Below are 25,376 nucleotides of genomic sequence, written 5' to 3' on the forward strand. Positions count from 1 at the left end.
TTATGTTTACGAACTTTTCATTGAATTTGAGGAACAGTAACCTTTCTGTTATGAAAATGAATGCTTTATTTTTGATAATTCAGGGAATGCTTTATTTTTGAATCCTGGAAGGAAAATTTTCTTTCGTGAGGCGCAGAACTAATTTTTATTCAGATATAAAGAATCAATTTTATTGTAGCAGCATGCTCATGTAGTTTTTAAACCATAAATAATGAAAATACAAAATATTTGTTGTATTGGTGCCGGATACGTAGGAGGTCCAACCATGGCCGTAATCGCAAAAAAATGTCCGGATATTAAGGTGACTGTAGTCGATATCAACCAGGCACGAATTGCTGCCTGGAACGATGAAAATGTGGATAATATCCCCGTGTACGAACCAGGCTTACCTGCCGTGGTGGCCGAGGCAAGAGGAAGAAACCTATTTTTTTCTAATGACGTAGACAAAGCCATTGATGAGGCTGAAATGATTTTTATTTCAGTAAATACCCCTACCAAGACCTATGGAGAGGGAAAAGGGCAGGCTGCTGACCTGAAATGGATTGAATTATGCGCTCGACAGATTGCCCGGGTAGCAAAAGGGGATAAAATTGTAGTGGAAAAATCTACTTTGCCCGTAAGGACGGCCAGCACGCTCAAAGATATACTTACCCATACGGGAAATGGCCTGAGTTTCCAGATTCTATCAAATCCTGAGTTTCTTGCAGAGGGAACAGCTGTCGACGATCTGATGAATCCGGACCGCGTTTTGATCGGTGGAGATCAAACGGAAGAAGGACTAAAAGCCATACAGGCGTTGGTGGATGTTTATGCTCATTGGGTACCGGAGGAAAAAATACTGACCACAAACGTCTGGTCCTCCGAGTTGTCCAAATTGACTGCCAACGCTTTTTTAGCCCAACGGGTTTCTTCCATCAATTCTCTCTCGGAACTGTGCGAACACACCGAAGCGGACATCAATGAGGTGGCTAGAGCAATAGGGACTGATTCACGGATTGGTCCAAAATTTTTAAAGTCTTCGGTTGGCTTTGGTGGGTCTTGTTTTCAAAAAGATATCTTAAACCTGGTATATATTTCGAGAACCTATGGTTTGCAGGAAGTGGCGGATTACTGGGAACAAGTTATCATTATGAATGATCATCAGAAAAGAAGATTTGCTAAAAAAATTATCAAAAGCCTGTACAACACGGTGAATGGAAAAAAGATCGCTTTTTTGGGTTGGGCTTTTAAAAAGGACACCAACGATACCAGGGAATCAGCTGCCATTTACGTCGCAGATCATCTTTTGAACGAACAATCAGCTATTGAAATTTTTGATCCAAAAGTAAAAAAGGAACAAATTTATACCGATTTGGACTATTTAGGTACCAGATCTCCGGAAGAAAACCGGGAGAACTTATTGGTAGGTACCGATCCTTATAAAATTTGCGAAGGAGCCCACGCCGTAGCTGTATTGACCGAGTGGGACGAATTCAAATCCTATGATTGGCAACGAATTTATGATAGTATGCTAAAGCCAGCGCATGTGTTTGATGGAAGGAATTTATTGGATAAAGAGGCTTTAAAAGCGATTGGTTTTCAGGTTCATGCAATCGGTACGGCTGATTGAAAAATAGAATTCCTTTTTTCAATCTATCCGTAAAATAGAAAAAGGGTGACAATGCACCCTTTTTCTATTTTAATAAGAAAGCTTATTACTTCTTCACATCGTCTTTTACCTCATTCATAATCTTTTCCAAAGCTTTAACATCAAGCTGTTCATCCTTTGCGAAAAACGAAGCTAGCTTGGCAAATGAGCCACTGAAATAACCTGAAAGTAGATTTTTTATGGTGAAACTCCGGTATTCATCTTTCGAAACGATGGGATAATACTCATGTGATTTTCCGTAAGCACGGTGTTTGACGAACCCCTTCCTTTCCAGTATCCGGATAATGGTAGATACCGTGTTGTAGGCAGGTTTTGGTGCTTTCATTTTTTCCAGGACATCTTTGACAAATCCTTTCTCAATGTCCCATAGAATCTGCATGATCTGCTCTTCTGCTCGTGTTAATTCTCTCATATTTTTAATAAAGTAGGTGATTTTCCATGAACTTAACCATTTAGTTTTTTAATTGCAAAACTTTTTTAAAAAAAATATTCTATAAAAGAAATTATTCAAAAAATACTGTTAAAAATGAAATATAAGACCAAAGTAAACGCCTCTTTATCCAAATGGAGACAGTAAGATCTGTAAAATACTAGTTTACCATCAACCAGTCTGTTTTAGTTTGATAATGCCTGTAGCATGCAATAATTTCACGATGGGGTAGGTAGGGTCGAATTCAAACCATTTCACTGCAAAATTTACCCTCATTGGTAAACGGTGGTGGTTATTTTGGAACAATTCTCCGAGCATCAAAAAATCCAAAAACAGGGAGTTCTTAGAATGGTCGTTATTATCGAAATTGGCATAGCCATATTTGTGACCGCTCCAGTTGACGATGGCTCCGTGCACAGGGCCCATCATGAAATGAATGGGAAGTAAAAAGTACATCCACCAGTGAGTCCCCGCCAATTCAAATACGCTGATACTCAAAACATAAATAAGCACATACACCAGAACCCAACCGATACGTATGATCATGGTATCAGCAAATCGGTCAAAGCGATTCCAATCAGGAACATCTTTTGAAAACCGTTCCTCGGGCTGTACCTTAAATGTGAAATGTTCGTTGTAAATTTTTTTAGTTTTCCACATCATGGTAAACAAATTTTCAGTATGATGTGGGCTATGTGGATCCTTGGGGGTATCGCTATAAGCATGGTGCATGCGGTGTAAAATAGCATAAGCACGAGGGGATAGGTACGAACTCCCTTGTGCCAGCCAGGTGAAAAGATAAAAAAACTTTTCCCAGAATTTACTCATCACAAACATCTGATGCGCGGCATAGCGGTGCAAGAAAAAACTCTGGCAAAACAGAGAGAAATACCAATGAAGAAAGAATAATATTATTAAAATCACTATCGTTGAATTTAATTTAGTACTGCAAAACTAATTCCAAATATTTTTAATATTCCACCACTCGAAACATTTTTTATAAAAGGTGATAAAATTCATTAAATCGGAAGCAAAAAGGTCCTTTTTCTAGTAGTTATTTACCTATGTTTTTATTTTTAACAGAATTGAGCTACATTTAGGTTGATAATGAATGAACCCAAAATAACACATTCTTTTCCATTAGTTCCAGATATCCCCGCTCCGCTACCTGGTTTGAGAGAGAATGAATCGGAACTTTGGGATCAGTTTAGACAGGGAAGTGAGACGGCTTTTATTACAATTTACGATCGCTACTTTGATAAGCTGGTTCAATACGGCAATCAACTTTCCGGAAAACCGGCATTAACGGAAGATTGTATTCAGGATATTTTTATTCGAATCAGGCAAAAAAGGAACGGTCTTGGAGAGACCAATTCCATTTGTTTTTATCTTATGAAATGCTTGAAAAGAAAGTTAATCCGGGAAATGAGCAAAACCAGGAATACGACTCAATTTAACTACTCCGAACAATTTTTAATTACTTATTCACACGAACAGACACTGATTGACAGGCAAATTCATGAGGAACAAGCGTGGTTGCTCAATAATGCCTTGAAACAACTTTCCGGCAGAAAAAAGGAAGCCTTGTACTATTTTTATTTTGAAGGTCTAAGTTATCCGCAGATCAGTGAATTGATGGGACTTTCTCATGTAAAATCGGCCAGAAATCTAGTCTATCAGGCCATTACTTCACTTAAAAAGGCCATCGATTACAAATAGAAAAAGATCAGGAAGGGGTTGTCAATTCGCTTCAAATATCAATTGAGCGCAAAGACAAAAAAAAGAATGGCTTTTTTTCCGAATAATTCTGATGTCATTTCACGAAGTGTTGCCTTATATCTGTGAAAGCGTAAGGCACATGAACAGGCAAGACGATATTTTCTTTTTTTTAATAACTAATCCGGAGTTTATCCGCTGGGTAAAACATCCCAATCCGGAGCTAGATACCTATTGGAAAAATTGGATGCTGGCCCATCCTGAAAGTCTTGAGGCAGTAAAAAGGGCGAGGGAGATGGTGTCAGGTTTGCGGCGGCCATCTTCAATACCTGATGCTGGTGCCAAAAGCAGGGTACTTCAAACAATTTTGGCCAGTGACAGGATACCGAATCAACAATTTTCGAAGAAATCTATTTCTAGTACCAAAAACCTTTTCTGGTTTGCACTGGACCAGTGGACAAAGGTAGCAGCCATCTTATTCCTGACCCTTTCGTCCACGGTATTGTTGAACAAAATGACTTATACGCCTCCCGCTCAGGAGGAAAATGTGATCTCAGTGCCTGAATATGTAACCAAAATTACTCGATTTGGGGAAAAATTAACAATTAAACTTCCGGATGGGTCTTCAGTCTGGTTGAATTCGGGTACCGAATTGAGATTTCCGGAAAAATTTGACTCTCTGGAACGAAGGGTTACTCTCCATGGAGAGGGCTTTTTTGATGTGATACCTGATTCCCATCGACCATTTCGTGTGGAAACTGGAAAAATAGTAACCGAGGCCTTAGGAACTTCTTTTTCTATTAACGACATCGTGGAGGATAGGCTGGAAATTTCACTGGTCAGCGGCAAAGTAAAAATAAATCACAATAGGACTGGGGAGATCGTTTTGCTGAATCCCGGAGAGCAACTGAGTTATAGAGACTCCAATCAAAGCATGGAGGTGGGTACCTTTTCAGCTGAAAAAATACTGGGGTGGAAAGATGGAATATTAGAGTTTTCTAAGGCAGGTTTTGAAGAGGTGGTCAAAAAACTTGAACGTTGGTATGGGGTTCAGATCACGGTTTCAGGCCATCCAGAAAATTCTTGGCAATTAAGCGGCAGGTACGCAAATCAAGATCTGGATCTGGTATTAAACCGAATGGCTTTTATAGAAACGTTTGACTATAGCATTAAGGGAAAAAATGTTCAATTAAAATTTTAACTCTATGAAATAAACTCAAAAATAATCAAAAATGGGCTATAGCTCAATAAATGGTTCGGGATGGAAAGTCATTGGGGAATGCACCATCACCGAACCAGGCTTAATGAATGTATCAATAAACCTTTTAAAAGTATGAAATTTAACTTACAAAAGACAATCTACATGTTGTCAAGATATTTTCTTTACGGGTTCTCCCTGCAGCTGGTGTTTCTCAACCTGGTTTTAGCAGGAAATGTGAACGCCCAATATGAAACGATAGATAAAGTTTGGGTAAATCTGAATCAGCATGAATTGTCTCTGGGTCAATTTTTCAGACAGATTGAAGCCAGGACTTCCTATTCCTTTTCGTATGATGTTAAAGATATAGACCCGAGGATGCGGGTGGAATTATCTACCGGCAATGCCAGTGTGGAAACCATGCTTCGGGAAGTGGCACTGCAAACTTCACTTGGCTTTAGGCAGGTCAATGATCAGATAGACGTGACAAAAGTAAGCCCAGATCAAACGGAAAGGGTATTGGTGATCGATCAGAGTGTGAGTGGTGTCGTTACTGACGATCAGGGAGAGCCCCTGCCCGGCGCAACGGTGTCTGTTAAGGGAACCACCACGGGTACCGTCACGGACCTCGATGGCAGTTATTCCCTGACCGTACCGGAGGGTTCGATATTGGTTTTTTCCTATATAGGATACGATTCCCAGGAGGTTGCCGTGGGAAACCAATCGGTCATCAACATTTCCATGACAATGGATGAATCATCCCTGGAAGAAGTAGTGGTCATCGGGTACGGAACTCAAAAGCGAAGTGATCTGACTGGAGCGGTTTCTTCTGTGAAAGCGGAGGAATTAACAGCCTACCCGGCTATTGATGCCGTACAGGCGCTTCAGGGTCGGGCCGCCGGGGTTCAGATTCAGGCCAATAATGGAGCTCCTGGTGCCAGTTTGAAGGTTAGAATCCGAGGCGGTACTTCTATCAATGCCAGCAGTGATCCTATTTTTGTGGTGGATGGATTTATTGGAGCCGCCATGCCTCCTCCGGAAGATATTGCCTCCATCGAGGTATTAAAAGATGCCTCGGCCACGGCCATCTACGGATCCAGAGGAGCCAATGGTGTCATCATGGTTACTACCAAAAAAGGAAAAAAGGGTGCTGCCAGAATTGATTTCAACACTTCCTATTCCATGCAAAATGAGATCAATAGGCTGGATTTGTTAAATGCAGAGCAGTTTAATGATTATATAACCGATGCCAGACCTAATATCGAACCGGCTGGCGGAGATACCGATTGGCAGGATCAGATATTTCGGACAGGAGGTATACAAAATTACCAACTTTCTATCAGTGGGGGTACGGACAATGTGAACTATTATGTTTCCGGAGCCTTTTTTGATCAAAAAGGAGTTATCATCAATTCTGACTTTAGTCGGTTTAGCATCACTAGTAACCTGGACATTCAGGCTTCGGAGAAGCTTAAGTTCGGTATGAACCTATTTGCCCGGAGAAGTAGCAGTGACGGGGTGAGAACCCAGGAAGGATCTGGAGGATTGACACCAGGAGTTGTGTCTTCGGCATTTAAGTTTGAACCAGATCAGCCTATTTATCGGGAGGATGGAAGCTTTACCGTGGCCCGATTGAATGACCCACACGATAATCCCTACGCAGTCGCCACTCAATTGGTTAACGAAAACGAAAATGATCGGTTTCAAGGCAATTTCTTTGCAGAGTATAACTTAATGGAGAATTTGAAGTTTAGAACTACCTTCGGGGCCACCGCCAATGCCAGTCGAACCGGCTTGTATTCGCCAACTACCGTTACCGAGGGCAGAAATGTGGGAGGTGATGCCCGTATAAATGCTTCCAGGAATACATTGCTCCTGAATGAAAACTACCTGACGTATACCAAAAATTTTGCTGGTGACCAAACCTTTTCGGCCATGGCAGGATATTCCTATCAATCTTCAGAAAATGAAGATTGGGGAGCCAGAGGGACTTCGTTTATCACAGATGCTTTTTCATTCTGGAATCTGGGTTCCGCGGCTGTGTGGCAAGCACCTAGCTCCGGACTTTCAGATTGGAGAATTTCATCCTTCTATGGTCGATTGAATTATTCGCTCGGAGATAAGTACCTGCTGACTTTTAATGCTCGATATGATGGGTCTTCGTCCTTTTCCAGAAATAACAAATGGGCCTTTTTCCCGTCCGGAGCCCTTGCCTGGAATATGAAAAATGAACGCTTTCTTGAAACTTCAGATCTGATTAGTTTCTGGAAGTGGAGAGTAAGCTACGGTCTTACCGGAAATCAAGCCATTTCCCCTTACCAAACACTGGCCAGGTTTTCGCCTGTATTTACTGTAATCGACGGGGTTCCTGTCAATGCTGTTCGCCCAACAACGGTAGCTAATGACAACCTTACCTGGGAAACCACTACTCAGTTTAACCTGGGTACTGATATTGGTTTCTGGGATGATCGGGTGACTTTATCCGCTGAATATTACCGTATGGTTACTTCCGATTTGCTGTTTGCGGTTCCATTGCCCCAATATTCGGGTTATACTAACCAGCTCAGAAATATTGGTGAAGTAGAAAACAAGGGGATAGAGTTGACCATTGGGTCCAGAAATTTGGTAGGAGCTTTTCAATGGGATATGGACGTCAATTTCTCCAGAAACCGAAATACAGTCTTGTCATTACCTGAGGGTAACGACATCCAATATGGATCCGGACCCGGGCACATGGTAGGCTTAGGTACCACCCAATTGCTTAAAGAAGGTTATCCTGTAGGTAGTTTCTTTGGCTGGATTTACGACGGAGTGTATCAGGAAGGGGAAGATTTTCTTCCAGGCGGCGGTTTTGAGCAAAATCCCGGTGGGGAAAAGTTTAGAGACCTGAATGGTGATGGTACCCTAAACAGTGATGACAGGGAAATAATTGGTAACCCTCACCCTGATTTCTTCTGGGGCTGGAATAACGATTTCCGATACAGGAATTTTGACCTTAACGTATTCTTTCAGGGTTCTTTTGGAAACGATATCCTGAGTTATACCCTCATGGAGTTGGATTTAATGTCTGGCATCAATAATGCCACTACGGCGGCATTGAACCGATGGACGCCTTCCAATACACAAACGGATATCCCCAGAGCCTTTAACGGAAGGACAAGAAGGGTTTCAACCCGTTGGATTTATGATGGTACCTTTACCCGATTGAAAAACCTTTCCCTGGGGTATAATTTCCCCCAGGCTATTGTGGACAGGCTGAGTCTTTCCAGGTTGAGAGTGTACGTAAGTGCGCAAAACGTTCTGACGTTTACCGAATATGAAGGATATGATCCTGAGGTAAATTACCGTTCAGGCGGAGCTACAGATGGAAATCGAAATTTGGGCTTGGATTACGGAAGTTATCCCAACGCAAAGAGTTATACGGTGGGATTAAATGTAGGATTTTAACATAGCCAACTAAATTGAAATAACCATGAAAACGAAAATATATAAATCTTTGGTTTTGGCCATGACCTGTTGTTTTGCCGGATGTACCGATCTGGAAGAAAAACCAGTAGGATTGTTGGCTCCTGAAAGTTTGTTTAATTCTGCACAAGATGTGGAAACAGCAATTTTCGGAGCCTATGGCTGGCTGGCTTCCGAAAGATTGTACGGAAGGCAGTTTGTATCCGCCCTGATGCTTCGGGGAGATATGGTAGATATTGGAGATCGCGGCACTCCTGCTGAGCGGCAGCAAGTGAATGACTTCAATATGGATGATAATAACGGGATGGTCAGGTCTTTCTGGCCTTATTGGTATCAGGTAATAAGTGCGGCAAATGCGGGCATTTCCGGAACCGAAAGTTTGGAATTAGAAGAAGAAGTCAGGAACAGATTGGTGGCTGAGGCCAGGTTTGTCCGGGCCTTTAGTTATTACCACTTAGTGCGGGTGTTTGGGGATATTCCTTACATCGATTATTTTATCAACGATCCGGAAGCGGTTAAGGACATTTCCAAGACCAGCGCAGCGGATGTATACCAGGGGATTTTGGCAGATTTGGAATTTGCCAAACAATGGCTTCCCGATAATCAGCCTAACGACGTACGGTCAAGGCCAACCAAGGGTACAGCAGCTTCGTACCTTGCTTCCGTACACCTTACACTTGGAGATTACCCGAAGGCTTATGAAGAAGCTAAATGGGTAATTGACAACAAAGAAAGATTTGGCTATGCATTGGAAGCAGATTATCAAAACCTGTTCCGGGCTGAAATGGCAAATAGCCTGGAAGAACACGTCTTTGCGCTGGACTTTTTGGGTCAGCAAAACGGTGGCGGTGGCGCCAATGACGATATCATGCCTCCCATGACCGGTATCCGCGGTGCGGATCAGCTTGGTTGGAGCGTTTTAGTCCCTTCGATGGCCGTATACAATACCTGGGATGATAGGGATTACCGTAAAGAAGTTAGCTTTCAACCTGAAGCATTGATAAACGGTGTTTTGGAACCTTATACGGAATATGCCAACACGCAAAGACCTCATATAGCCAAATACAGAAGGTATCCTGGGAATAGCAATTCCGATGGAAGGTATTCTGACCACAATTATGCGGCTATGCGTTATGCGGAGGTATTACTCATCGCTGCAGAAGCAGCTGCAGAAGTGAATAACGGTCCCACACCAGAAGCGGTTGGCTATGTCAATTCCATCCGTGAGCGGGCCAGGAATGCGGCTGGTGTACAAACTGCCTTTCCGGAAGATGTACAACAAGCTGGCCTGGATAAGGCAGGCTTTATTGACCTGGTGCTCAATGAGCGAAGGCTGGAGCTTTCCTTTGAGTACAAAAGGTGGTACGATATTAAAAGACGGCAACTGGGAACACAGGTGTTTACTGGAGGTGAAAGCCTGGAGCCACATCCTAATTTTGATCCTGCCAGAGACTATCTGATGCCATTACCCAGGATCGAGTTGGATGTAAACCCTAACCTGGGACCACAAAACCCAGGGTATTGATCGTAGATTAAATATGGATAAGCTAAAAGGCGGTGGGAGTTTCTCACTGCCTTTTATTTTTCAAAATAGTCCCAAAGCATGCCCTTTTCACAAGCTTTTTTCACGTTTTGAATAGGGGAAGTGTTTTTTAGATTAGAATGGTATTTCTTGTTTTAGAAGAGGCTCTCCATCTTCTCCTTTGATTTGGAAATTCATTATTTGTTTCTGCCAATTGATTTGTAACAGCCCATAATGAAGTTGGTGTATGACTTTTCCTATTCGGTACCGGTTTGGTTCCCCTGAATAGGCCGTGTAAGCATGAGTTAGCCCGCTGCTTGTAATCTCGTATAGCGGATCCCCATTTTCCAAAGTCATTCTGGATATTTCGGAAATGTGGCGGTCCCCACTTAACAAGACCGTGCCCTTAGGATGAGTTTTCTGGATTAGATCTAGCAATCTTTTTCTTTCTTGCGGAAAATTCGCCCATTTTTCAAATCGATGTTCCTCCGGTATGACCTGAATGCTTGATGCAATGAGGTTTATGGCTGCATCACTATTCTCTAACGCTTCTTCCAGCCATTTCCACTGGGCGTCTCCCAGAATGGTCCCTTTCTGATTAGGGACATATTGTCCGTTTTCCTTGCTTAAAGTGTCCCGGTGATACCGGGTATCTAGTAGAAAAAGCTTCACTTGCTTCCCTTCGGAAGCAAAGGTATGAACAGTATAAGCTCCTTTTTGGGCCCTTCGCGGGCTAGATGCAGGCTCTTCTAAAAAATCCAACAGTAATTGCTGGCTGGAATCCTTTTGGCTATAATATTTTCCCCCATCATTAATACCATAATCATGATCATCCCAAATGCCCGCCACGCGGGTCGATTGTCTCAATTCCTGATAACCCGGTTGATTAAACTGAATGGAATAACCGGCGGCCATTTCCTGCATGTCATGGGTGTCGGCATATATATTATCTCCAAGCCAAGCCCAGACGTCCGGATTCTCACTAATTATCGGTTTCCATAAAGGTTGATCTAGTAATTGGCGGTTGCAGCTACCAAAAGCCAGCGTGAATGGTTTATTTTCTTCATCGGTTTTGGTGGATGCGCTGGAACAGGAACCGACGAGCAAGCTAACCAGAAGCAAAGAAAGGAACTCGGACAGGTTGAATTTCATCTGTTTATTATTTTCTTTTATTGGTCATAACCTGTCCCGTACCAAAGGTCGGGATAGCCTGTCCCGATACTAAATCGGGAGAATCTCGCATGTTTGATAATCATCCCTCTGCATGTCGCTAGCTTCATGCCCGATTTCATAGAGAGAGAATTGCTGTTTTTTTATGAAGCGGGCAAAGCTGTCCAGGGAAATTCAATAGACAGGAAATTCTTTAGCCAATCCTGAAAAGTTATCGATCATTTGCCATTGATCCTCTCGAACATTTTGTCGAGCGCCCACGGCTGTACTCCCGTATTGGATAAAGGTCAGGGCACTAGCTAAATTGGTCTCTCGGGTATCTCCCCAGTTAAAAGCAGGATTGTCCATAGAAGGAATGGTAACCGGGAATCCATCGTAGTAAGCTGCGTTTCCTTCTGCGTTGGCAATGGCAAAGGTGATTGGAACCAATTCTACCTCATTTTGGGAAAGTACCTGATTAAACTGGGACAATGGGAAAGATCCCACTGGTTTGCCATAGGTTCTTTGACCTACCAATACCACCTCCATATAGGGGCTAAGGCAGTTAATTAGAAGTTCACTGGCAGATGCAGAACCTCTGGAGGTGATCACCACGAGGCGCTTCAGATCCAAATTACCTGTTTTATTGAATTGGAAGGTTTCATTCAAATTACTTTTATCCAGGTTGAGGGCATTGGTATACATGAGCTTTCCATCATCAGCCGTAGGGATCAAACCGTTCATTATCTGTTCAGCTACGTCTACTGAGCCCCCTCCATTGTACCTCAAATCCAAAATAAGCTCATCGATACCTTCTTCTTCAAAGTAGGACAAGGTTTCTTCTACTTCCTGGCTGCGGTTTGGGCTAGTACCCGGGCTGACTTTAAAGCTATTGTAAACCCAGTAACCTACACTTTTGCCTCCAATATCCTTCACGTCCCGGTAAAGAACCGAATTGGCCTGGTATTCTGCTTTGGTGTTTTGTCGGGTAGTGGTCGTCCCATCCGGCAGTTTAAATGTGAACGTGTTGGTGACTCCCGTTGTGTTTTCTCCAAGTTCAAAATTATACCCGTTACCAAGTCGATAGTCTTCGATGGGTCGGCCATTGATCTTCGTTAGTTCCCAGCCTCTTTCCCAACCATCTTTTCCCGCTGGAGATTCTGTGTAAACAAACGATACATACAATTTTCCATCATCCCCCAACCCAAACCCAAATCCATGACCTGCATTTTGACCGGTAAAGGCCTTATCAAAAGCTTCACGGGTGGTAAGATAAGACCATCGATCCAGTTGCAAGTACATTAAATCATATAAAAGATCATCGTTACTGCGGTATTCCGCAGGGTCTATTGAAACCGGCAATTCATCATTCCAGTAATACCATTCTTTCATGCTTTCAAAAATGGCCTCTTTTACTAAGTTTTGGCTGGACGGTGTTTCTCCTAAATCCTCGTTACACGAGGAAAGGATAACTGAAAATACCAGTAAGAGACCAAGAAAACCTCTGTTCAATTTTAAAATCATAACCTAACTATCCTTTTCTACCAAAGATTAACGAAAAAAAAACCAAATAGGATGTACAAGTGATTAACAAATCCATACGAAGAAAAAATTCCCTGGGATTTTCAAAACGAGTTTATAAAATTATTTCCCTCTTTTTACAAACCACTTCCTGCCTACGGTTGTTGTTTGTTTGGAATTCATTAAAGAGTTAGCCATGACAGAAAAATCAAAAGAACAAAAGACTGATAGAAACAAAATAATCGATGCCTATATTAACCATGTGTTGGAAACTGGTAAAGAACCGGCCTCAGTTTTTAAATTTACCAAAGAGTTGAAAATGCAGGAGGCTGCCTTCTACGATCATTTTAACAACTTTGAGGCAATAAAAAAAGCAGTATGGGAGCGGGTTTTTGAGGCTACTATCGCTAATCTTGAAAGCCAGGAGGTCTACAAATCCTACAGTACACGCGAAAAACTATTGGGATTTTATTTTACATGGATCGAAAAGTTGAAAACCCGACGCTCCTACCTGCTGGCGGTTTACGGACAGACCGCCTTCAAAGACCGAAATTTTCCGGTAGAGTTAAAAGGATTTAAAGGTAGGTTTAAAGACTTTGTCAACGAACTTATCATGGAGGGTAAAGAGACGGAAGAAATTGCTAATCGCCCTTATGTGGCAGATCGCTATGACGATGCGCTTTGGCTGCAGGTGCTTTTTATTTTTCGGTTTTGGCTCAAAGATGATTCTCCAGCCTTTGAAAAGACCGATGCAGCCATCGAAAAATCAGTGAATCTGGCATTTGATCTCATGGGAAAGTCCGCTGTGGATAGTTTCGTGGATTTTGCCAAATTTTTATTCCAATCCAGGTAATCCATGACAGAAAAATTGAAAGAACAGCAGAATATTCCCGTTTCCAAAGTGCAACGAGCGGCGAAATTTATCAGCACCGGGGCCAGGGTAGGCGGAAATTACATGAAGCACTATGCCAAAAAGGTAGTAAACCCTTCCATGAATAAGGATGATCTTCACCGGGATAACGCCACTGATATATACGATTCCCTGAGTGAACTTAAAGGTAGTGCGCTGAAGGTGGCGCAAATGATGGCCATGGATAAAAATATGTTGCCCAGGGCCTACCAAGATAAATTTACGATGGCTCAGTACAGTGCACCACCCTTATCTTATCCCTTGGTGGTGAAAACCTTCGCCCAATATTTCAAGACAGGACCAGAAACGCTATTTGATACCTTCACTCCTTCTGCAGTCAATGCTGCATCCATTGGTCAGGTTCATCGGGCTTCCAAAGATGGAAAACTATTTGCTGTCAAAATACAGTATCCCGGGGTGGCGTCAAGCGTACGATCGGACCTGAAGCTAGTCAAGCCATTTGCCTTGCGCCTGCTCAACATGAACGAGCGGGAGCTGGACCATTATATGGAAGAAGTGGAGGAAAAACTTCTGGAAGAAACCGATTACGAGTTGGAAGTGAGAAGGAGCAAAGAGATTTCCTCAGCTTGTTCCCATATTGAAAATCTGAAATTCCCTAATTATTACGAGGAACTGAGCAGTCCCCGGATTATCACCATGGATTGGATGGAAGGGCTGCACTTGAAGGAGTGGTTAGCGACATCCCCTGACCAGGATGCAAAGAACAAAGTGGGGCAAGCCTTATGGAATTTTTACCACCATCAGGTTCACGAATTGAAGCAGGTACATGCCGATCCCCACCCGGGCAATTTCATTATTCAGGAAGAAAATAAACTGGCGGTTATTGATTTTGGTTGTGTGAAAGTGATACCAGAGGAATTCTATCAGGGTTATTTTTCATTGATCAAAAAGGATCTGCTTATCCGTGAAGAGGAATTAAATCAAATTTTTTACAATTTGGAATTTATCAGTAATAAAGATACCGAAGAAGAGAAGAGTTATTTTAAATCTATCTTCAAGGAAATGATCTCCCTTTTAGGAAAGCCATTTCACGTAGATAGCTTTGATTTTGCAGACGACAGTTATTTCCAGCAGATATTTGCCTTGGGAGACAAGATCTCAAACGATAAAATGTTTAGAAAATCCAAACAGGCAAGGGGTTCAAGGCATGGGCTGTATATTAACAGAACCTATTTCGGATTGTACAATTTGTTGAATCAGCTTCAGGCATCCATTGACACAACCAAGCCGGACTGGTTAAAATAGAGACAGGGTGGTGAGCCGTAATTTCACAGAGTTTGAATAAATTTATGAGCCAATTTATAGGGGAGCATGGGGTCGTCTGATTGACTAACAGTCCCGGTCAAAATCAGGTGCAATTTTGGTACGTAAAATGCAAATGCACCAGAAATGCCTGTATGTCCGATAATTTCTGGAAGCTTTCCTCCCGTAAATCCGTACCTGGTTTTTTCGTAACGAACGATTCCCAGGCCGTACGAGAGGGAGGGCCCCATTGGAATCCATTTTTGGATGGCTTCCAGTTCGGATAGTGGAAATAGCTGTCCGTGGAATAGTGCTTTCAGAAATCTCATGCTATCTCTGGCGGTGCTGACAATTCCTCCCGCAGGACCGAAAGAGGTCATGGCGCGCGGAAGGTGTAGTTTCCTGCCAGCATGGTAAAAGGGAGCCGGAGTACGGTCATAGAGATCTGTATAAACATAGGTTTCGCTTAAGCCAAGGGGTTGGTTTTGGAATTCCTCCAGGGCCAGTCCCAGACTTTTGCCGGTTACCCTTTCTATTACCTTTCCCAAAAGTTGATAATTGGTATCAGCATAATGAGCTTTTTTGGATTCACCAGGTCTGAAAAGCGGCTTTAATTTCCTGACGGCTTTAATTAGCTCTTTGAATGTCCAGGATTGGTCATTTCCTGCAAGAAGTTCTTCTCTTAGATTTTTTCCACCCTGGAATGGGTATTCCATGTAATCGGGCAAGCCTGAAAGATGAGAAAGCAGGTGTTTCAGGGTGATTTCAGGGGTGTGATCTTGTTCGCCGAAGGTGGACAATTCCGAATATTCTTTTTCGGGTAGAATATGGACCATGGCATCGTCCAATTCAACCTTACCCCTCACTTTTAATTTTACCAGCAAAGCCATTAAGTGAAGTTTGGCCACGCTGCTGATGAAGTAGGGTTGTTCCGGCGAGAGTACTCCCGAGGCTCCAGCCCAGACCAGAGGCTCCTGTTTTTCCTGATGCAGGGAGAGGATGACACCAGGTAATTTTTCTCGTTTGCAGAACCGATCCAACTGGTTTTGCCATTGTGTAAAAATAGGAGGATTATGATCACTGAAAGGCATGTCCGAAACCTAGCGTTACTTACGAAAGTATTTTATAGTTTAATGGCTTAATTTAACTACAAATTGGCACAAAAAGCCAGTTACTTTCATTAGATTGCAGAAAAATTTGTTTACAGCCTGTTCCAGGTCGTTCCGAAGCTGAGTTCAAGTTTTACCAACCCTTGTCAATCATGGTTTACGTTACTATAATTTATGCTATCTTTTACATACTGTTAATTATACTTTTTGTTTTGGTGTTTAGATGGGCAAAAAGACATAACGACCTCAAGAAAGAGCAAAACCAGATACTACGACAAATCTTGGATAAATTAAACGATCAATAAATTCAAAATACCTGGTGATTCATTGAATTGTTCAAAAAATTACCTTAATTTGAATTCCACCCACCACCCAAAAGAAGCCCAGCGATTGTATTTTTAAATTTTAAATAACTAATTGGTTTATGATTTCGAAGCATCCCCTTCTTTCAAGGCTTTCCTATGCCCTTATTTTCCTGCTGGTAACTGCTTGTAGCGGTAATGGTGACAAGATAGAAAATGAGTCTGAAAATTTGCCCCGTATTGCCATAGCAGGTTTAGCCATAGAATCGAGTACGTTTTCTCCCGCGGTAACGGAGGAGGAAGCCTTTCTTGCCCGAAGAGGTACCGAGGTTTTTGATTATTATCCGTTTATGCACGAGGATTCCCTGAACCGTTCCCGGGCAAATTGGTTTCCTACATTACGGGGTCATGCCATTCCGGGTGGTATTGTGTCGCGGGAAGCGTACGAATCTCTTGTGGGAGAAACACTGGATAGGCTTAAAGAAAACCTACCTTACGATGGCTTATTTTTTGACATTCACGGTGCCATGAGCGTGGTCGGTTTGGATGATCCTGAGGGAGATTTCATCAAACGGGTCCGCGAGGTGGTAGGAGAGGAAACGCTTATTTCCACCTCCATGGATTTGCATGGAAATGTTTCCTGGCGTCTCGCAGCGCATTCTGATTTGATTACCTGTTACCGGATGGCCCCGCATGAGGATGCATTGGAATCCAAAAAGAGAGCTGTCGACAATTTGTTGGACAGGCTGGAATCTGGCCAAGGAAAGCCAGCATTCAAAGCCTGGATACCTGTGCCAATTTTGCTTCCTGGCGAAAAAACCAGTACCCGAGTGGATCCTGGAAAAAGCCTTTATGCTGAGGTGTATCCTGCTGCCGAGCAGGAAGGCGTAACAGACGCTGCTATCTGGGTTGGATATGCCTGGGCCGATGAGCCAAGAAATCATGCGGTGGTAATGGTTACAGGGGATGACGAAACGAAGGTGACCACTACCGCCGAAGATCTGGCAAAAAGTTTTTGGGATAGAAGATTCGAATTTGACTTCATAGCTCCAACTGCCAGTTTACAGGAAAGTTTGGATAAGGCTATTGCCAGTGACAAAAAACCATTTATGATTAGCGATATGGGGGATAACCCTACCGCTGGAGGAGCGGGAGATGTTACCTGGACGCTGAGAGAAATATTGGCAAGGCCCGAGTTCCAATCTTCTGACGGCCCTTCCCTGATATACGCATCTATTCCCGGCCCGGAATTGGTAGAAGCAGCCGTAGCAGTTGGAGTGGGAGGGAAGGTGTCTGCCAAAGCCGGTGCTGCAGTAGACGACCGGTTTTCTCCCCCATTAGTACTAGCAGGTACGGTAAAGGCCATCGAACACGGGGATCAAAATGCAGAAACCGAAGTAGTGGTAGCCATCGGAAGTGTTCAGGTAATCGTCACCAAAAAACGAAAGCCTTACCACAGAGAGCGAGATTTCACCAACCTGGGGCTGAGTCCACGGGAAACGGATATCGTAGTGGTGAAAATTGGCTACCTGGTACCCGAATTGTATGATATGCGGGAAGATTGGATCATGGCCCTAACCCCGGGTGGCGTGGATCAGGATTTGGAGCGGCTGGAATTTGAGCGGATCAACCGACCCATGTTTCCATTCGATCCAGATATGGATACCCCTGATTTAAGCGCACGCCTTGTGCCACTTTCTCATGAATTTGAAGATTGAGGGCCAAAAAGGGGATTTTATTTAAGTTGGTAACCCGCTCTGTAGCTATAGGTACCTCTAATCTCGCGTCAGGTGGGGTTTTTGTCGGACATCGAAAACAGGGTTTCCTCATTCTCTTTGTAAAAATGTTACTCCGACCTTGAGAGAGTTTTTTGTTCTCGTTAGAGAGCGCAACCAGTGGAAATAAAAAGGGACTTAGATGCTTAAAATAAAAAGTATGCCGTTTGTGAAGCTACCGATATTTTCATTCATCGGACTGTTGGTGTTTTATTCCGGCCAGACTATGGGACAGGAAAAGACAGAGCGGGAATTTCGGGTAAAAGCGGAGGAGGTGCCAGAGGCTGCCAAAAGATGGGTAATCCAGGCTTTTAATCCAAGTAATAAAATAAAGTGGTTTTACGAAGAAACGTCCGGCAAGAGTAGTTTTGAAGCTAAATTCTCGCATGATAGGTTAAATCACAGCGTGGAGTTTGACCTGTCTGGAAAGATTGAAGATGTGGAGGTTCAGGTCAAGTGGACAGAATTACCTGAAAAGATTCAGGATGCTATTACAGCTTATTTTGAGTCGAAATTTTCAAAGTTCCGGATAGAAAAAGTACAAGTACAATATACCGGAGAGCCCAATGAGATGATAAAATGGGCAAAAACGGCTTCTTCAGGTTTAATACAGACCCGTTACGAAGTTGAATTTTATGGAGAGTCCGAAAATGCCAAGAAACTTTGGGAGGGATTATTTGATGAAAATGGAAAAATGCTGAACCTCCGGGAAATTATTTTGCCAGCAGCCAGTAACCTTTTCTTTTAATGCGTAGATTAATCCTCGTTTTTGTTTGGATGTTTTTGTCTTATCAGGGAGTCGCTCAGAACAGGCTGACGAATTTGGGTTTTTTTCCAGAATTGCAGGTAAGGGTTCATGCAGGTGACAACTTGAAACTGACCGGAAAAATTGAAAGTCAGCATGGAATGGCCACCATGCCTGAAGGAAGTGAAGCCTCCTGGGGCTACCGACACGTGCAAACGGATTTCCAGGCATTTGCAGGAACCTCGCTAAATCCCTATGTGTCCCTTACAGGAGGCTATCAGTACCGGCTGGATGGAGATAATGAGGATAGCCACAGGGCCATTCAGCAAATCTCCTTTTTGCAAAGAAAAGACAGCTACCGAATCGGGCATCGAATCCGTGCGGACGAGACCTTTGCTGTGAACGAGGCGATCGAATACAGGCTCAGGTACCGGCTTTCGTTTGAAATCCCTCTCGAAGGACAGAGCCTGGACCCGGGCGAAGTATACCTGGTTGTGAGTGACGAACCAATTTTCAGCTATCAGGATGGGGAAACTGGCTTTGAGAATCGATTTGCAGCTGCCCTTGGGCACCTTTCTTTACAGAAACAAAAGTTCCAGGCAGGAATAGACTATCGCACGGATCGCTTTTTCAATGCGGATTTGCGGCAGCGCATTTGGTTTAAGTTTGGCTGGTACCTTACGCTCTAGCTGCCGGCATGCAAGCTATAAATAGCGGAAGAGGTTAGAAGGAAGCTCGTTTCTTGCTTATAAATCAGTCAAAATACGTCCAATATTTTATAGGTTCGGCCATTCATTGAAAAGGAATCTCCTTTCTTTTTCCCTTTCATTTCTGCATAGATGGGTGCTTCCCGGGATATGCCGAAAAGATTCTCGCCATCCACTTCAAAATTCTCTATACTTACGCTAGGAAAAAAGGTCATTTTATCCGTTTTCACAATTGCACCCAGCGTCACTTCATCAAAAAGGTTAGTTGAAGTTTTCATTTGGTTCAGAAAATCCAATTCCTCAATAACAAAATTCAGCTCATCTGCCATGCGATTAATCACAAGGGCACTTTCATCTTCCTGGCCCTGCTGATCATATTCAAAATTTTGATCCTGAGGCTGTTGCTCACCATCTCTCATTTCTTCAATTCGGTTTCTAAAATCGGCTACCAAAGCCTCCTGAGTAAGAATCGCTTGATCCATTACCTTTTGTTTATAGGCTAATTTTTCCATGTTTTGGGTTATGGTTTTAAAATAGTGGGTATTGAAATGAAAAATTTTCACTTACACCGTTAAAATACGCACAAAATCCCTGCAGTCCAAATACTGGTGAATTCTGATGGCAATTAACCCTAGCCGTCAAATTGGTTCTCTTCATAAAAAGTGTATCTTTACTTTGAATTTCAACCATTAACCAAATAAACGATGAAAATATTACAAAATCTAAAGTCCATGGCAATCCTTATGTTGCTAATGGGATTTTTCTTTTCAGCCACGGTGACCTCTTGTGGAAACAAGAAAAGTGATGATACCGAACACCATGAAGGAGGAGCCGAGCACCTTGAGGGAGACGAAGAGCATCCGGAAGGTGCCGATGAGCATCCTGAATAATCACTGTAGTTAGTGTAAAGAATGCTGGCTCTTTTTAACAAAGAGCATGACGAAGTGATGAAATAAAAGTGAGTTGATGAAATTAAGAAATCAGGAAAATTTCCCGATCTCTAAAACCTGACTCATTCCATTTATTTCATTGCTTCGTTTTTTTATTTATATGCCAGGAGGGATCAGAGAATCCTTGTAAAAGAAAAGGAAGATGGCGCTGTAGCTGGTTTGCCGTCAATTTCCAGAAGCGGGTATGCTAAAAAATTAATAGGCCCTGATGCAGGCCCCGGGTTCAGCTCGAGATCCCTTCCTCTACTAAATTCAATACGGTTTGCAGGATGCCTTCCAAAATAATAAGTGGCAAGGGCTGTATACTTGTTCCCTTCACTGATATCCAGTGGCCACCATTTTCCTTCTGCATGAAATTCAGCCCAGCAATGGTAACCGTCTATTCCTCCTTCATTTCGGTCCGATGGGATGGCTGCACCAATTGAAAATCGGGCAGGAATGCCTACCGAGCGGGCGAGTGAAATAAATAGGGAGTGAAATTCGGTGCAGTTTCCGGTCTTGGTATCACAGGCGTAAACCGCATCACCTTTGCCGTATTCGCCGGATTTGGCATACCGCATATTATCGATTATATAGTCGTAGATAGCTCTTGCCTTCATCAACTGGCTATCATTTCTCTTTTCCCCGATGGCTTCCAAAGCAATTTCTCGAAATCTTCGGTCTACCGGCATGAGTCGGTTGGATGCCAGATACCGATCCTCTACTTCGCCTGTTTCCTCATAAGGTCCTTTTTCTTTCCGTGATACTTTGTATGTTAGAGCGATTTCTTCACCACTGTGTTCCGGATTCAATTCCATGTAGAGGATGGTGTTGGAATTGATTTTATCTTCGATCAGCCGGTGTGTTCCAGGAACTTCCATGGATTCCAATTCTACCGTTTGAAAGGGATCGCTGACTGCTATGGGGATCCACATTTTTGCGGGTAAATCCAGGCTGGGGACGGTGGCCTTGTAGTGAAACCGAAACTGGTCTTCTCCTTCAATCACCCCCATTAGTTCATTGGTGGCTTCTTCCATGGGTAAGCGAAACCAGGTCTTATCCTCTCGCTGTTTCCAGCTGTAGAATGGTTTACCATTCAACTTATGGACAGTAGTTTGGGTCACATCCATGGCCCCTGGTTTGCCTTCCAGAAAAAAATCCACATCATAGACATCTCCGTTTATGTCTGCCAGGTCCACGCAGGCAAAATGGCTGTTTGGACCCAGGTTAGACAGGTATTCTGTGTGGACCCGGACCAATCGCAATCGCAGCAGTTTATCTTCGTCCTTTACCAAAAAATACCCCTCGTTTTGTTCGGTTTTGGCGTCAATATACGCTTTGATTCCGGCCTCTATGTCGTCAATGGCTACTTTGGGTTGTTTGGGAAGGGTAACAGATTGAATATCAGTATTTTCATGCTTTTGGGCGGACTGGCAGGAAACCCAAAATACGAGTCCCCATGTAATAATTAATAACCGGAAAAGGGAATGAGGCGATAGGGCAGCAGTGCGAAGTTGCAGTGGGTTGCGATTCATGGTTTAAGTTGCGTTGGTTGACTTTATACATTTCAAAGATACTGTTTATCCTATAAGTATCAAGGGCCTGTCCTGCAAAACCCTTGTGAGGAAAGGAGTTCACCGAGGCGAATGCCCTCATTCAGTAGAGCGGTTCTTTTCCGGAAGCATTTACTTTCTGGGTGATTTTAATTTTATAAAAACCTTATTTGACTATATTGCACCTTTAATTTTCTGTACAATGCCAAGTGAATTAACAAAAGACCGAACCCATTAATCCATTTGTTCATGAATTTCACCGCCTTAGACCTGATCATCTTTATAGGTTACTGTGTGTTAATTCTCCTGATGGGATACCTTGTATCCAGGGAGAAAAAGGGACACATTAAAAATTCAAACGATTATTTTCTGGCCAGTAAGGCACTGCCCTGGTGGGCTGTGGGAGCTTCCTTGATCGCTTCCAATATCTCCGCAGAGCAGTTTATCGGCATGTCAGGATCTGGATTTGCCCTTGGACTGGCGATATCTACCTATGAGTGGATGGCAGCCGCCACGCTGATCATCGTAGCGATTTTCTTTTTACCGATTTACCTCAAAGAAGGCATCAGTACGATGCCTCAGTTTCTGCTGCGCAGGTATGATTCACGAGTCAGGACGGTCATGGCGGTTTTTTGGCTTTTGGTGTATGTTTTTGTAAACCTTACCTCCGTGCTGTACTTGGGAGCCTTGAGCCTGGAAACCATCCTGGGCGTTCCCCTGGTTTATGGAATTGCCGGGCTTGCTGTATTTGCCATGCTTTATTCGATTTATGGAGGGCTAAAGGCGGTAGCATGGACAGATGTGGTTCAGGTATTCTTCCTGATTCTGGGCGGGTTGGCCACCACTTATCTTGCCTTATCCATTGTGGGATCTGGGGACGTAGTTGCGGGTTTTGTTTCCCTGCTACAGGAAGCACCCTCTCACTTTCAAATGATCATTAATGAAGGTGAAATGATGATTCCGGATGGATCCGGAGGAGAAAGAGATGCTTACATGGACCTTCCCGGTATCAGTGTTCTCATTGGGGGTATGTGGGTTATTAATTTAAATTACTGGGGGTTTAACCAATACATTACTCAGCGGGCACTAGCAGCCAAGTCACTCAATGAAGCTCAAAAAGGCATGGTTTTCGCTGGATTTTTGAAGTTATTGATGCCACTGATTGTGGTAATTCCAGGTATTGCAGCCTTTGTCATCGTTAATCAAGGATTAGACACCTCTTTCATAGCATCGATGACTGATCCGGATACAGGTATAATTAAATCGGATAGGGCGTATCCCACCCTGTTGCAACTCCTTCCGTCAGGATTAAAGGGACTTGCATTTGCAGCTTTGACAGCTGCTATCGTTTCATCCCTAGCCTCTATGGCCAATAGTACTTCCACCATATTTACCCTGGATATCTACAAGACCTTTTTAGATGAAAAAGCCTCGGAAAACAAACAAGTACGGGTGGGAAGGATTACAGCAATTGTTGCATTTATTGTAGCTGCCATTGTAGCTCCGGCATTGAGCGAATTGGACCAGGCTTTTCAGTACATACAGGAATACACGGGATTTGTTTCTCCCGGGGTATTTGCCATCTTCATTTTTGGTTTTTTCTGGAAAAAAACTACTTCCAATGCCGCACTTACAGCAGCAGCATTGACAATTCCTTTATCGACGGCCTTCAAATTCTTGACTCCGAGTCTTCCATTTATCGATCGGATGGGGGTGGTATTCCTAATCATTTCCGCTTTGATTATAGGAATTAGTTTGTACGAAGGGAAAGGAAAGGACCATCCCAAAGGAATTGAAATCACGAAAGATCTTTTTGTTACCAGTACTAAGTTTAAGATCGGTGCCATTTTAATTTCGGGAATCATTGCCGCCCTCTACATTGTATTCTGGTAATTCAAAAAAGTAAACACTTTTATGAGACGACTACTGATTGGATATGACGTTGGAAGTTCTTCTGTTAAAACCACACTGCTGGATGCGGATTCCGGCAAAGTGGTGGCTTCTGAAGGATTACCCAAAGAAGAAATGATCATCGACGCACCTCAACCGGACATGGCCGAACAGGATCCGGCGCTTTGGTGGAAATACATTCAGGCCACTACGCAGGAAGTACTCCGTAAAGCCGAGGTGAAATCAGGTGAATTGAAAGGAATCGGTGTTTCCTATCAGATGCACGGACTGGTGTTGGTGGATAAAAACTTTTCGGTGATCCGACCGGCTATTATTTGGTGCGACAGCAGGGCAGTTGAAATTGGAAGAAAGGCTTTCGGGGAAATAGGCGAGGATTACTGTTTGAAACACCTCTTGAATTCTCCAGGAAATTTTACCGCTTCCAAACTCAAATGGGTGAAAGAGAATGAACCGGAAACCTACTCCAAAATCCACAAAATAATGCTTCCCGGGGACTTCATCGCCATGAAACTCACCAATGAAATCCTAACTTCGGAAACCGGTTTATCGGAGGGTGTGTTTTGGGATTTTATAGATAACGATGTTTCAGGCCGGCTGTTGGACCACTTCGGATTTGATAAATCACTGTTGCCGCAGGCCGTTGCTTCTTTTGGTAACCAGGGGAAGGTGTCAGAGGCTGCTGCTAAGGAACTAGGGCTGGAACCCGGTATTCCCGTCACCTACAGGGCAGGCGATCAGCCTAATAACGCCTTTTCGTTAAATGTACTGGAAGAAGGAGAATTGGCCACTACAGCAGGTACCTCGGGTACCGTGTACGGAGTGAGCTCGCGTCCGGTTTTTGACCCCCATTCCAGGGTAAATACCTTTGTTCACGTAAATCACCGGTCGGATGATCCCCGATACGGAGTTTTACTTTGTGTCAATGGAACCGGTATTTTGAATAGTTGGCTCAAGAAGCTCCTTGGAGGAAATCGGTACAGCTACGAGCAAATGAACCATCTTGCAGCAGAGGTTCCCATTGGATCGGAAGGTTTGAGTTTCATTCCTTTTGGCAATGGGGCGGAAAGAATCATGCAAAACAAACAGGTAGGCGCTCATCTGTCCCGGCTGAATTTGCTGAAGCATGATCACAGGCATGTCTTGCGTGCCGGACAGGAAGGAATCGTATCGGCTCTAACCTATGGTTTTCAAATTATGAAAGACATGGGGCTCAACTTGAAGACCGTAAAGGCCGGGAAAGCCAACATGTTTTTAAGCCCCCTTTTTAGGGAAGCTTTTGTAAATATGAATGAGGTTTCTTTGGAGTTGTACGATACCGATGGCGCCCAGGGAGCAGCTAGAGGGGCAGGTATTGGTGCTGGTATTTACGCCGGTGCAACGGAGGCTTTTGAAGGACTGGAAAGAATACAGGTACTGGATCCGGAGACGGAAAAAATGAAAGCTTATCGGGATGTTTACCAACAATGGGAGAACAGCTTGAATAAAGTGAGATAAATAAATTGCGAATTGTAAATACCTTAACT

General features: G+C 43.3%; 20 protein-coding genes. 13 read left to right on the forward strand and 7 right to left on the reverse strand.

The annotated features are described in order from the left end of the window. Window positions 1–211: 211 nt before the first annotated feature. On the forward strand, window positions 212–1,609 hold the full coding sequence (locus GKS34_RS00005; RefSeq protein WP_163382775.1) for a UDP-glucose 6-dehydrogenase: 1,398 nt from the start codon (window positions 212–214) through the stop codon (window positions 1,607–1,609). 85 nt (window positions 1,610–1,694) lie between these two features. Here the strand turns inward: GKS34_RS00005 and GKS34_RS00010 are convergent, their stop codons facing one another. Together GKS34_RS00010 and GKS34_RS00015 are read right to left on the reverse strand one after the other, a co-directional pair. Further along, on the reverse strand, window positions 1,695–2,060 hold the full coding sequence (locus tag GKS34_RS00010; protein WP_162419161.1) for a BlaI/MecI/CopY family transcriptional regulator: 366 nt from the start codon (window positions 2,058–2,060) through the stop codon (window positions 1,695–1,697). Between the two features lie 189 nt (window positions 2,061–2,249). Continuing rightward, window positions 2,250–3,002, reverse strand: a complete 753-nt coding sequence (locus GKS34_RS00015) for an acyl-CoA desaturase (RefSeq protein WP_163382776.1) — start codon at window positions 3,000–3,002, stop codon at window positions 2,250–2,252. Between the two features lie 183 nt (window positions 3,003–3,185). On the opposite strand from GKS34_RS00015, the gene GKS34_RS00020 reads away from it, so the two are divergent. From GKS34_RS00020 to GKS34_RS00035, 4 genes are all read left to right on the forward strand, one after another. Next, entirely contained in the window at window positions 3,186–3,797 is a 612-nt protein-coding gene (locus GKS34_RS00020) for an RNA polymerase sigma factor (protein WP_163382777.1), read from the forward strand. A 139-nt stretch (window positions 3,798–3,936) separates the two neighbouring features. Next, on the forward strand, window positions 3,937–4,995 hold the full coding sequence (locus GKS34_RS00025) for a FecR family protein (protein WP_205601990.1): 1,059 nt from the start codon (window positions 3,937–3,939) through the stop codon (window positions 4,993–4,995). Window positions 4,996–5,127: 132 nt separating this feature from the next. Continuing rightward, complete coding sequence (locus GKS34_RS00030; protein WP_163382779.1) at window positions 5,128–8,439, forward strand: TonB-dependent receptor; 3,312 nt, start codon at window positions 5,128–5,130, stop codon at window positions 8,437–8,439. Between the two features lie 25 nt (window positions 8,440–8,464). Then, a complete protein-coding gene (locus tag GKS34_RS00035) occupies window positions 8,465–9,982 on the forward strand; it encodes a RagB/SusD family nutrient uptake outer membrane protein (protein ID WP_163382780.1) in 1,518 nt (505 codons plus the stop codon). A 132-nt stretch (window positions 9,983–10,114) separates the two neighbouring features. Here GKS34_RS00035 and GKS34_RS00040 read toward each other — a convergent pair whose 3' ends face one another. Further along, a complete protein-coding gene (locus tag GKS34_RS00040; RefSeq protein WP_163382781.1) occupies window positions 10,115–11,131 on the reverse strand; it encodes an alkaline phosphatase D family protein in 1,017 nt (338 codons plus the stop codon). A gap of 192 nt (window positions 11,132–11,323) precedes the next feature. Beyond that, a complete protein-coding gene (locus GKS34_RS00045; protein ID WP_163382782.1) occupies window positions 11,324–12,652 on the reverse strand; it encodes a S41 family peptidase in 1,329 nt (442 codons plus the stop codon). A 193-nt stretch (window positions 12,653–12,845) separates the two neighbouring features. Here GKS34_RS00045 and GKS34_RS00050 point away from each other — a divergent pair, with 193 nt between their 5' ends. Next, window positions 12,846–13,502: a TetR/AcrR family transcriptional regulator gene (locus tag GKS34_RS00050; RefSeq protein ID WP_163382783.1), complete on the forward strand. Its 657-nt coding sequence runs from the start codon at window positions 12,846–12,848 to the stop codon at window positions 13,500–13,502. Window positions 13,503–13,505: 3 nt separating this feature from the next. Then, window positions 13,506–14,825 (forward strand): ABC1 kinase family protein, encoded by a 1,320-nt coding sequence (locus GKS34_RS00055; protein WP_163382784.1) that lies wholly within the window; start codon window positions 13,506–13,508, stop codon window positions 14,823–14,825. A gap of 23 nt (window positions 14,826–14,848) precedes the next feature. Here the strand turns inward: GKS34_RS00055 and GKS34_RS00060 are convergent, their stop codons facing one another. Next, a complete protein-coding gene (locus GKS34_RS00060) occupies window positions 14,849–15,913 on the reverse strand; it encodes a serine hydrolase domain-containing protein (protein ID WP_163382785.1) in 1,065 nt (354 codons plus the stop codon). A 442-nt stretch (window positions 15,914–16,355) separates the two neighbouring features. On the opposite strand from GKS34_RS00060, the gene GKS34_RS00065 reads away from it, so the two are divergent. From GKS34_RS00065 to GKS34_RS00075, 3 genes are all read left to right on the forward strand, one after another. Beyond that, window positions 16,356–17,951: a M81 family metallopeptidase gene (locus GKS34_RS00065; protein WP_163382786.1), complete on the forward strand. Its 1,596-nt coding sequence runs from the start codon at window positions 16,356–16,358 to the stop codon at window positions 17,949–17,951. 199 nt (window positions 17,952–18,150) lie between these two features. Then, complete coding sequence (locus tag GKS34_RS00070; protein ID WP_163382787.1) at window positions 18,151–18,756, forward strand: hypothetical protein; 606 nt, start codon at window positions 18,151–18,153, stop codon at window positions 18,754–18,756. Further along, entirely contained in the window at window positions 18,756–19,442 is a 687-nt protein-coding gene (locus GKS34_RS00075) for a DUF2490 domain-containing protein (protein ID WP_163382788.1), read from the forward strand. Before GKS34_RS00070 ends, GKS34_RS00075 begins: the two co-directional genes overlap by 1 nt. A gap of 68 nt (window positions 19,443–19,510) precedes the next feature. Here the strand turns inward: GKS34_RS00075 and GKS34_RS00080 are convergent, their stop codons facing one another. After that, window positions 19,511–19,972, reverse strand: a complete 462-nt coding sequence (locus tag GKS34_RS00080; RefSeq protein WP_163382789.1) for a hypothetical protein — start codon at window positions 19,970–19,972, stop codon at window positions 19,511–19,513. A 192-nt stretch (window positions 19,973–20,164) separates the two neighbouring features. On the opposite strand from GKS34_RS00080, the gene GKS34_RS00085 reads away from it, so the two are divergent. Further along, the gene (locus GKS34_RS00085) at window positions 20,165–20,350 is read left to right on the forward strand and encodes a hypothetical protein (protein ID WP_163382790.1); all 186 of its coding nucleotides are present in this window, start codon (window positions 20,165–20,167) and stop codon (window positions 20,348–20,350) included. A gap of 173 nt (window positions 20,351–20,523) precedes the next feature. Here GKS34_RS00085 and GKS34_RS00090 read toward each other — a convergent pair whose 3' ends face one another. Then, window positions 20,524–21,924 carry a transglutaminase-like domain-containing protein gene (locus tag GKS34_RS00090; RefSeq protein ID WP_163382791.1) on the reverse strand — a complete coding sequence of 467 codons (1,401 nt, stop codon included), beginning with the start codon at window positions 21,922–21,924 and terminating at the stop codon, window positions 20,524–20,526. A gap of 267 nt (window positions 21,925–22,191) precedes the next feature. Between GKS34_RS00090 and GKS34_RS00095 the strand changes: the two genes are divergently transcribed. Both GKS34_RS00095 and GKS34_RS00100 read left to right on the forward strand, forming a co-directional pair. Next, window positions 22,192–23,835, forward strand: a complete 1,644-nt coding sequence (locus GKS34_RS00095; protein ID WP_163382792.1) for a sodium/sugar symporter — start codon at window positions 22,192–22,194, stop codon at window positions 23,833–23,835. A gap of 21 nt (window positions 23,836–23,856) precedes the next feature. Then, complete coding sequence (locus GKS34_RS00100; RefSeq protein ID WP_163382793.1) at window positions 23,857–25,347, forward strand: xylulokinase; 1,491 nt, start codon at window positions 23,857–23,859, stop codon at window positions 25,345–25,347. Window positions 25,348–25,376: the final 29 nt, after the last annotated feature.

It is taken from the genome of Cyclobacterium jeungdonense (assembly GCF_010994275.1).
Taxonomy (GTDB): Bacteria; Bacteroidota; Bacteroidia; order Cytophagales; family Cyclobacteriaceae; genus Cyclobacterium; species Cyclobacterium jeungdonense.

What these genes read in the sequence shown, in the direction of transcription:
- GKS34_RS00005 (WP_163382775.1), top strand. Translation starts at nt 212, where the DNA reads ATGAAAATACAAAATATTTGTTGTATTGGTGCCGGATACGTAGGAGGT.
- GKS34_RS00010 (WP_162419161.1), bottom strand. Translation starts at nt 2,060, where the DNA reads ATGAGAGAATTAACACGAGCAGAAGAGCAGATCATGCAGATTCTATGG.
- GKS34_RS00020 (WP_163382777.1), top strand. Translation starts at nt 3,186, where the DNA reads ATGAATGAACCCAAAATAACACATTCTTTTCCATTAGTTCCAGATATC.
- GKS34_RS00025 (WP_205601990.1), top strand. Translation starts at nt 3,937, where the DNA reads ATGAACAGGCAAGACGATATTTTCTTTTTTTTAATAACTAATCCGGAG.
- GKS34_RS00030 (WP_163382779.1), top strand. Translation starts at nt 5,128, where the DNA reads ATGAAATTTAACTTACAAAAGACAATCTACATGTTGTCAAGATATTTT.
- GKS34_RS00035 (WP_163382780.1), top strand. Translation starts at nt 8,465, where the DNA reads ATGAAAACGAAAATATATAAATCTTTGGTTTTGGCCATGACCTGTTGT.
- GKS34_RS00040 (WP_163382781.1), bottom strand. Translation starts at nt 11,131, where the DNA reads ATGAAATTCAACCTGTCCGAGTTCCTTTCTTTGCTTCTGGTTAGCTTG.
- GKS34_RS00045 (WP_163382782.1), bottom strand. Translation starts at nt 12,652, where the DNA reads ATGATTTTAAAATTGAACAGAGGTTTTCTTGGTCTCTTACTGGTATTT.
- GKS34_RS00050 (WP_163382783.1), top strand. Translation starts at nt 12,846, where the DNA reads ATGACAGAAAAATCAAAAGAACAAAAGACTGATAGAAACAAAATAATC.
- GKS34_RS00055 (WP_163382784.1), top strand. Translation starts at nt 13,506, where the DNA reads ATGACAGAAAAATTGAAAGAACAGCAGAATATTCCCGTTTCCAAAGTG.
- GKS34_RS00060 (WP_163382785.1), bottom strand. Translation starts at nt 15,913, where the DNA reads ATGCCTTTCAGTGATCATAATCCTCCTATTTTTACACAATGGCAAAAC.
- GKS34_RS00065 (WP_163382786.1), top strand. Translation starts at nt 16,356, where the DNA reads ATGATTTCGAAGCATCCCCTTCTTTCAAGGCTTTCCTATGCCCTTATT.
- GKS34_RS00070 (WP_163382787.1), top strand. Translation starts at nt 18,151, where the DNA reads ATGCTTAAAATAAAAAGTATGCCGTTTGTGAAGCTACCGATATTTTCA.
- GKS34_RS00075 (WP_163382788.1), top strand. Translation starts at nt 18,756, where the DNA reads ATGCGTAGATTAATCCTCGTTTTTGTTTGGATGTTTTTGTCTTATCAG.
- GKS34_RS00080 (WP_163382789.1), bottom strand. Translation starts at nt 19,972, where the DNA reads ATGGAAAAATTAGCCTATAAACAAAAGGTAATGGATCAAGCGATTCTT.
- GKS34_RS00085 (WP_163382790.1), top strand. Translation starts at nt 20,165, where the DNA reads ATGAAAATATTACAAAATCTAAAGTCCATGGCAATCCTTATGTTGCTA.
- GKS34_RS00090 (WP_163382791.1), bottom strand. Translation starts at nt 21,924, where the DNA reads ATGAATCGCAACCCACTGCAACTTCGCACTGCTGCCCTATCGCCTCAT.
- GKS34_RS00095 (WP_163382792.1), top strand. Translation starts at nt 22,192, where the DNA reads ATGAATTTCACCGCCTTAGACCTGATCATCTTTATAGGTTACTGTGTG.
- GKS34_RS00100 (WP_163382793.1), top strand. Translation starts at nt 23,857, where the DNA reads ATGAGACGACTACTGATTGGATATGACGTTGGAAGTTCTTCTGTTAAA.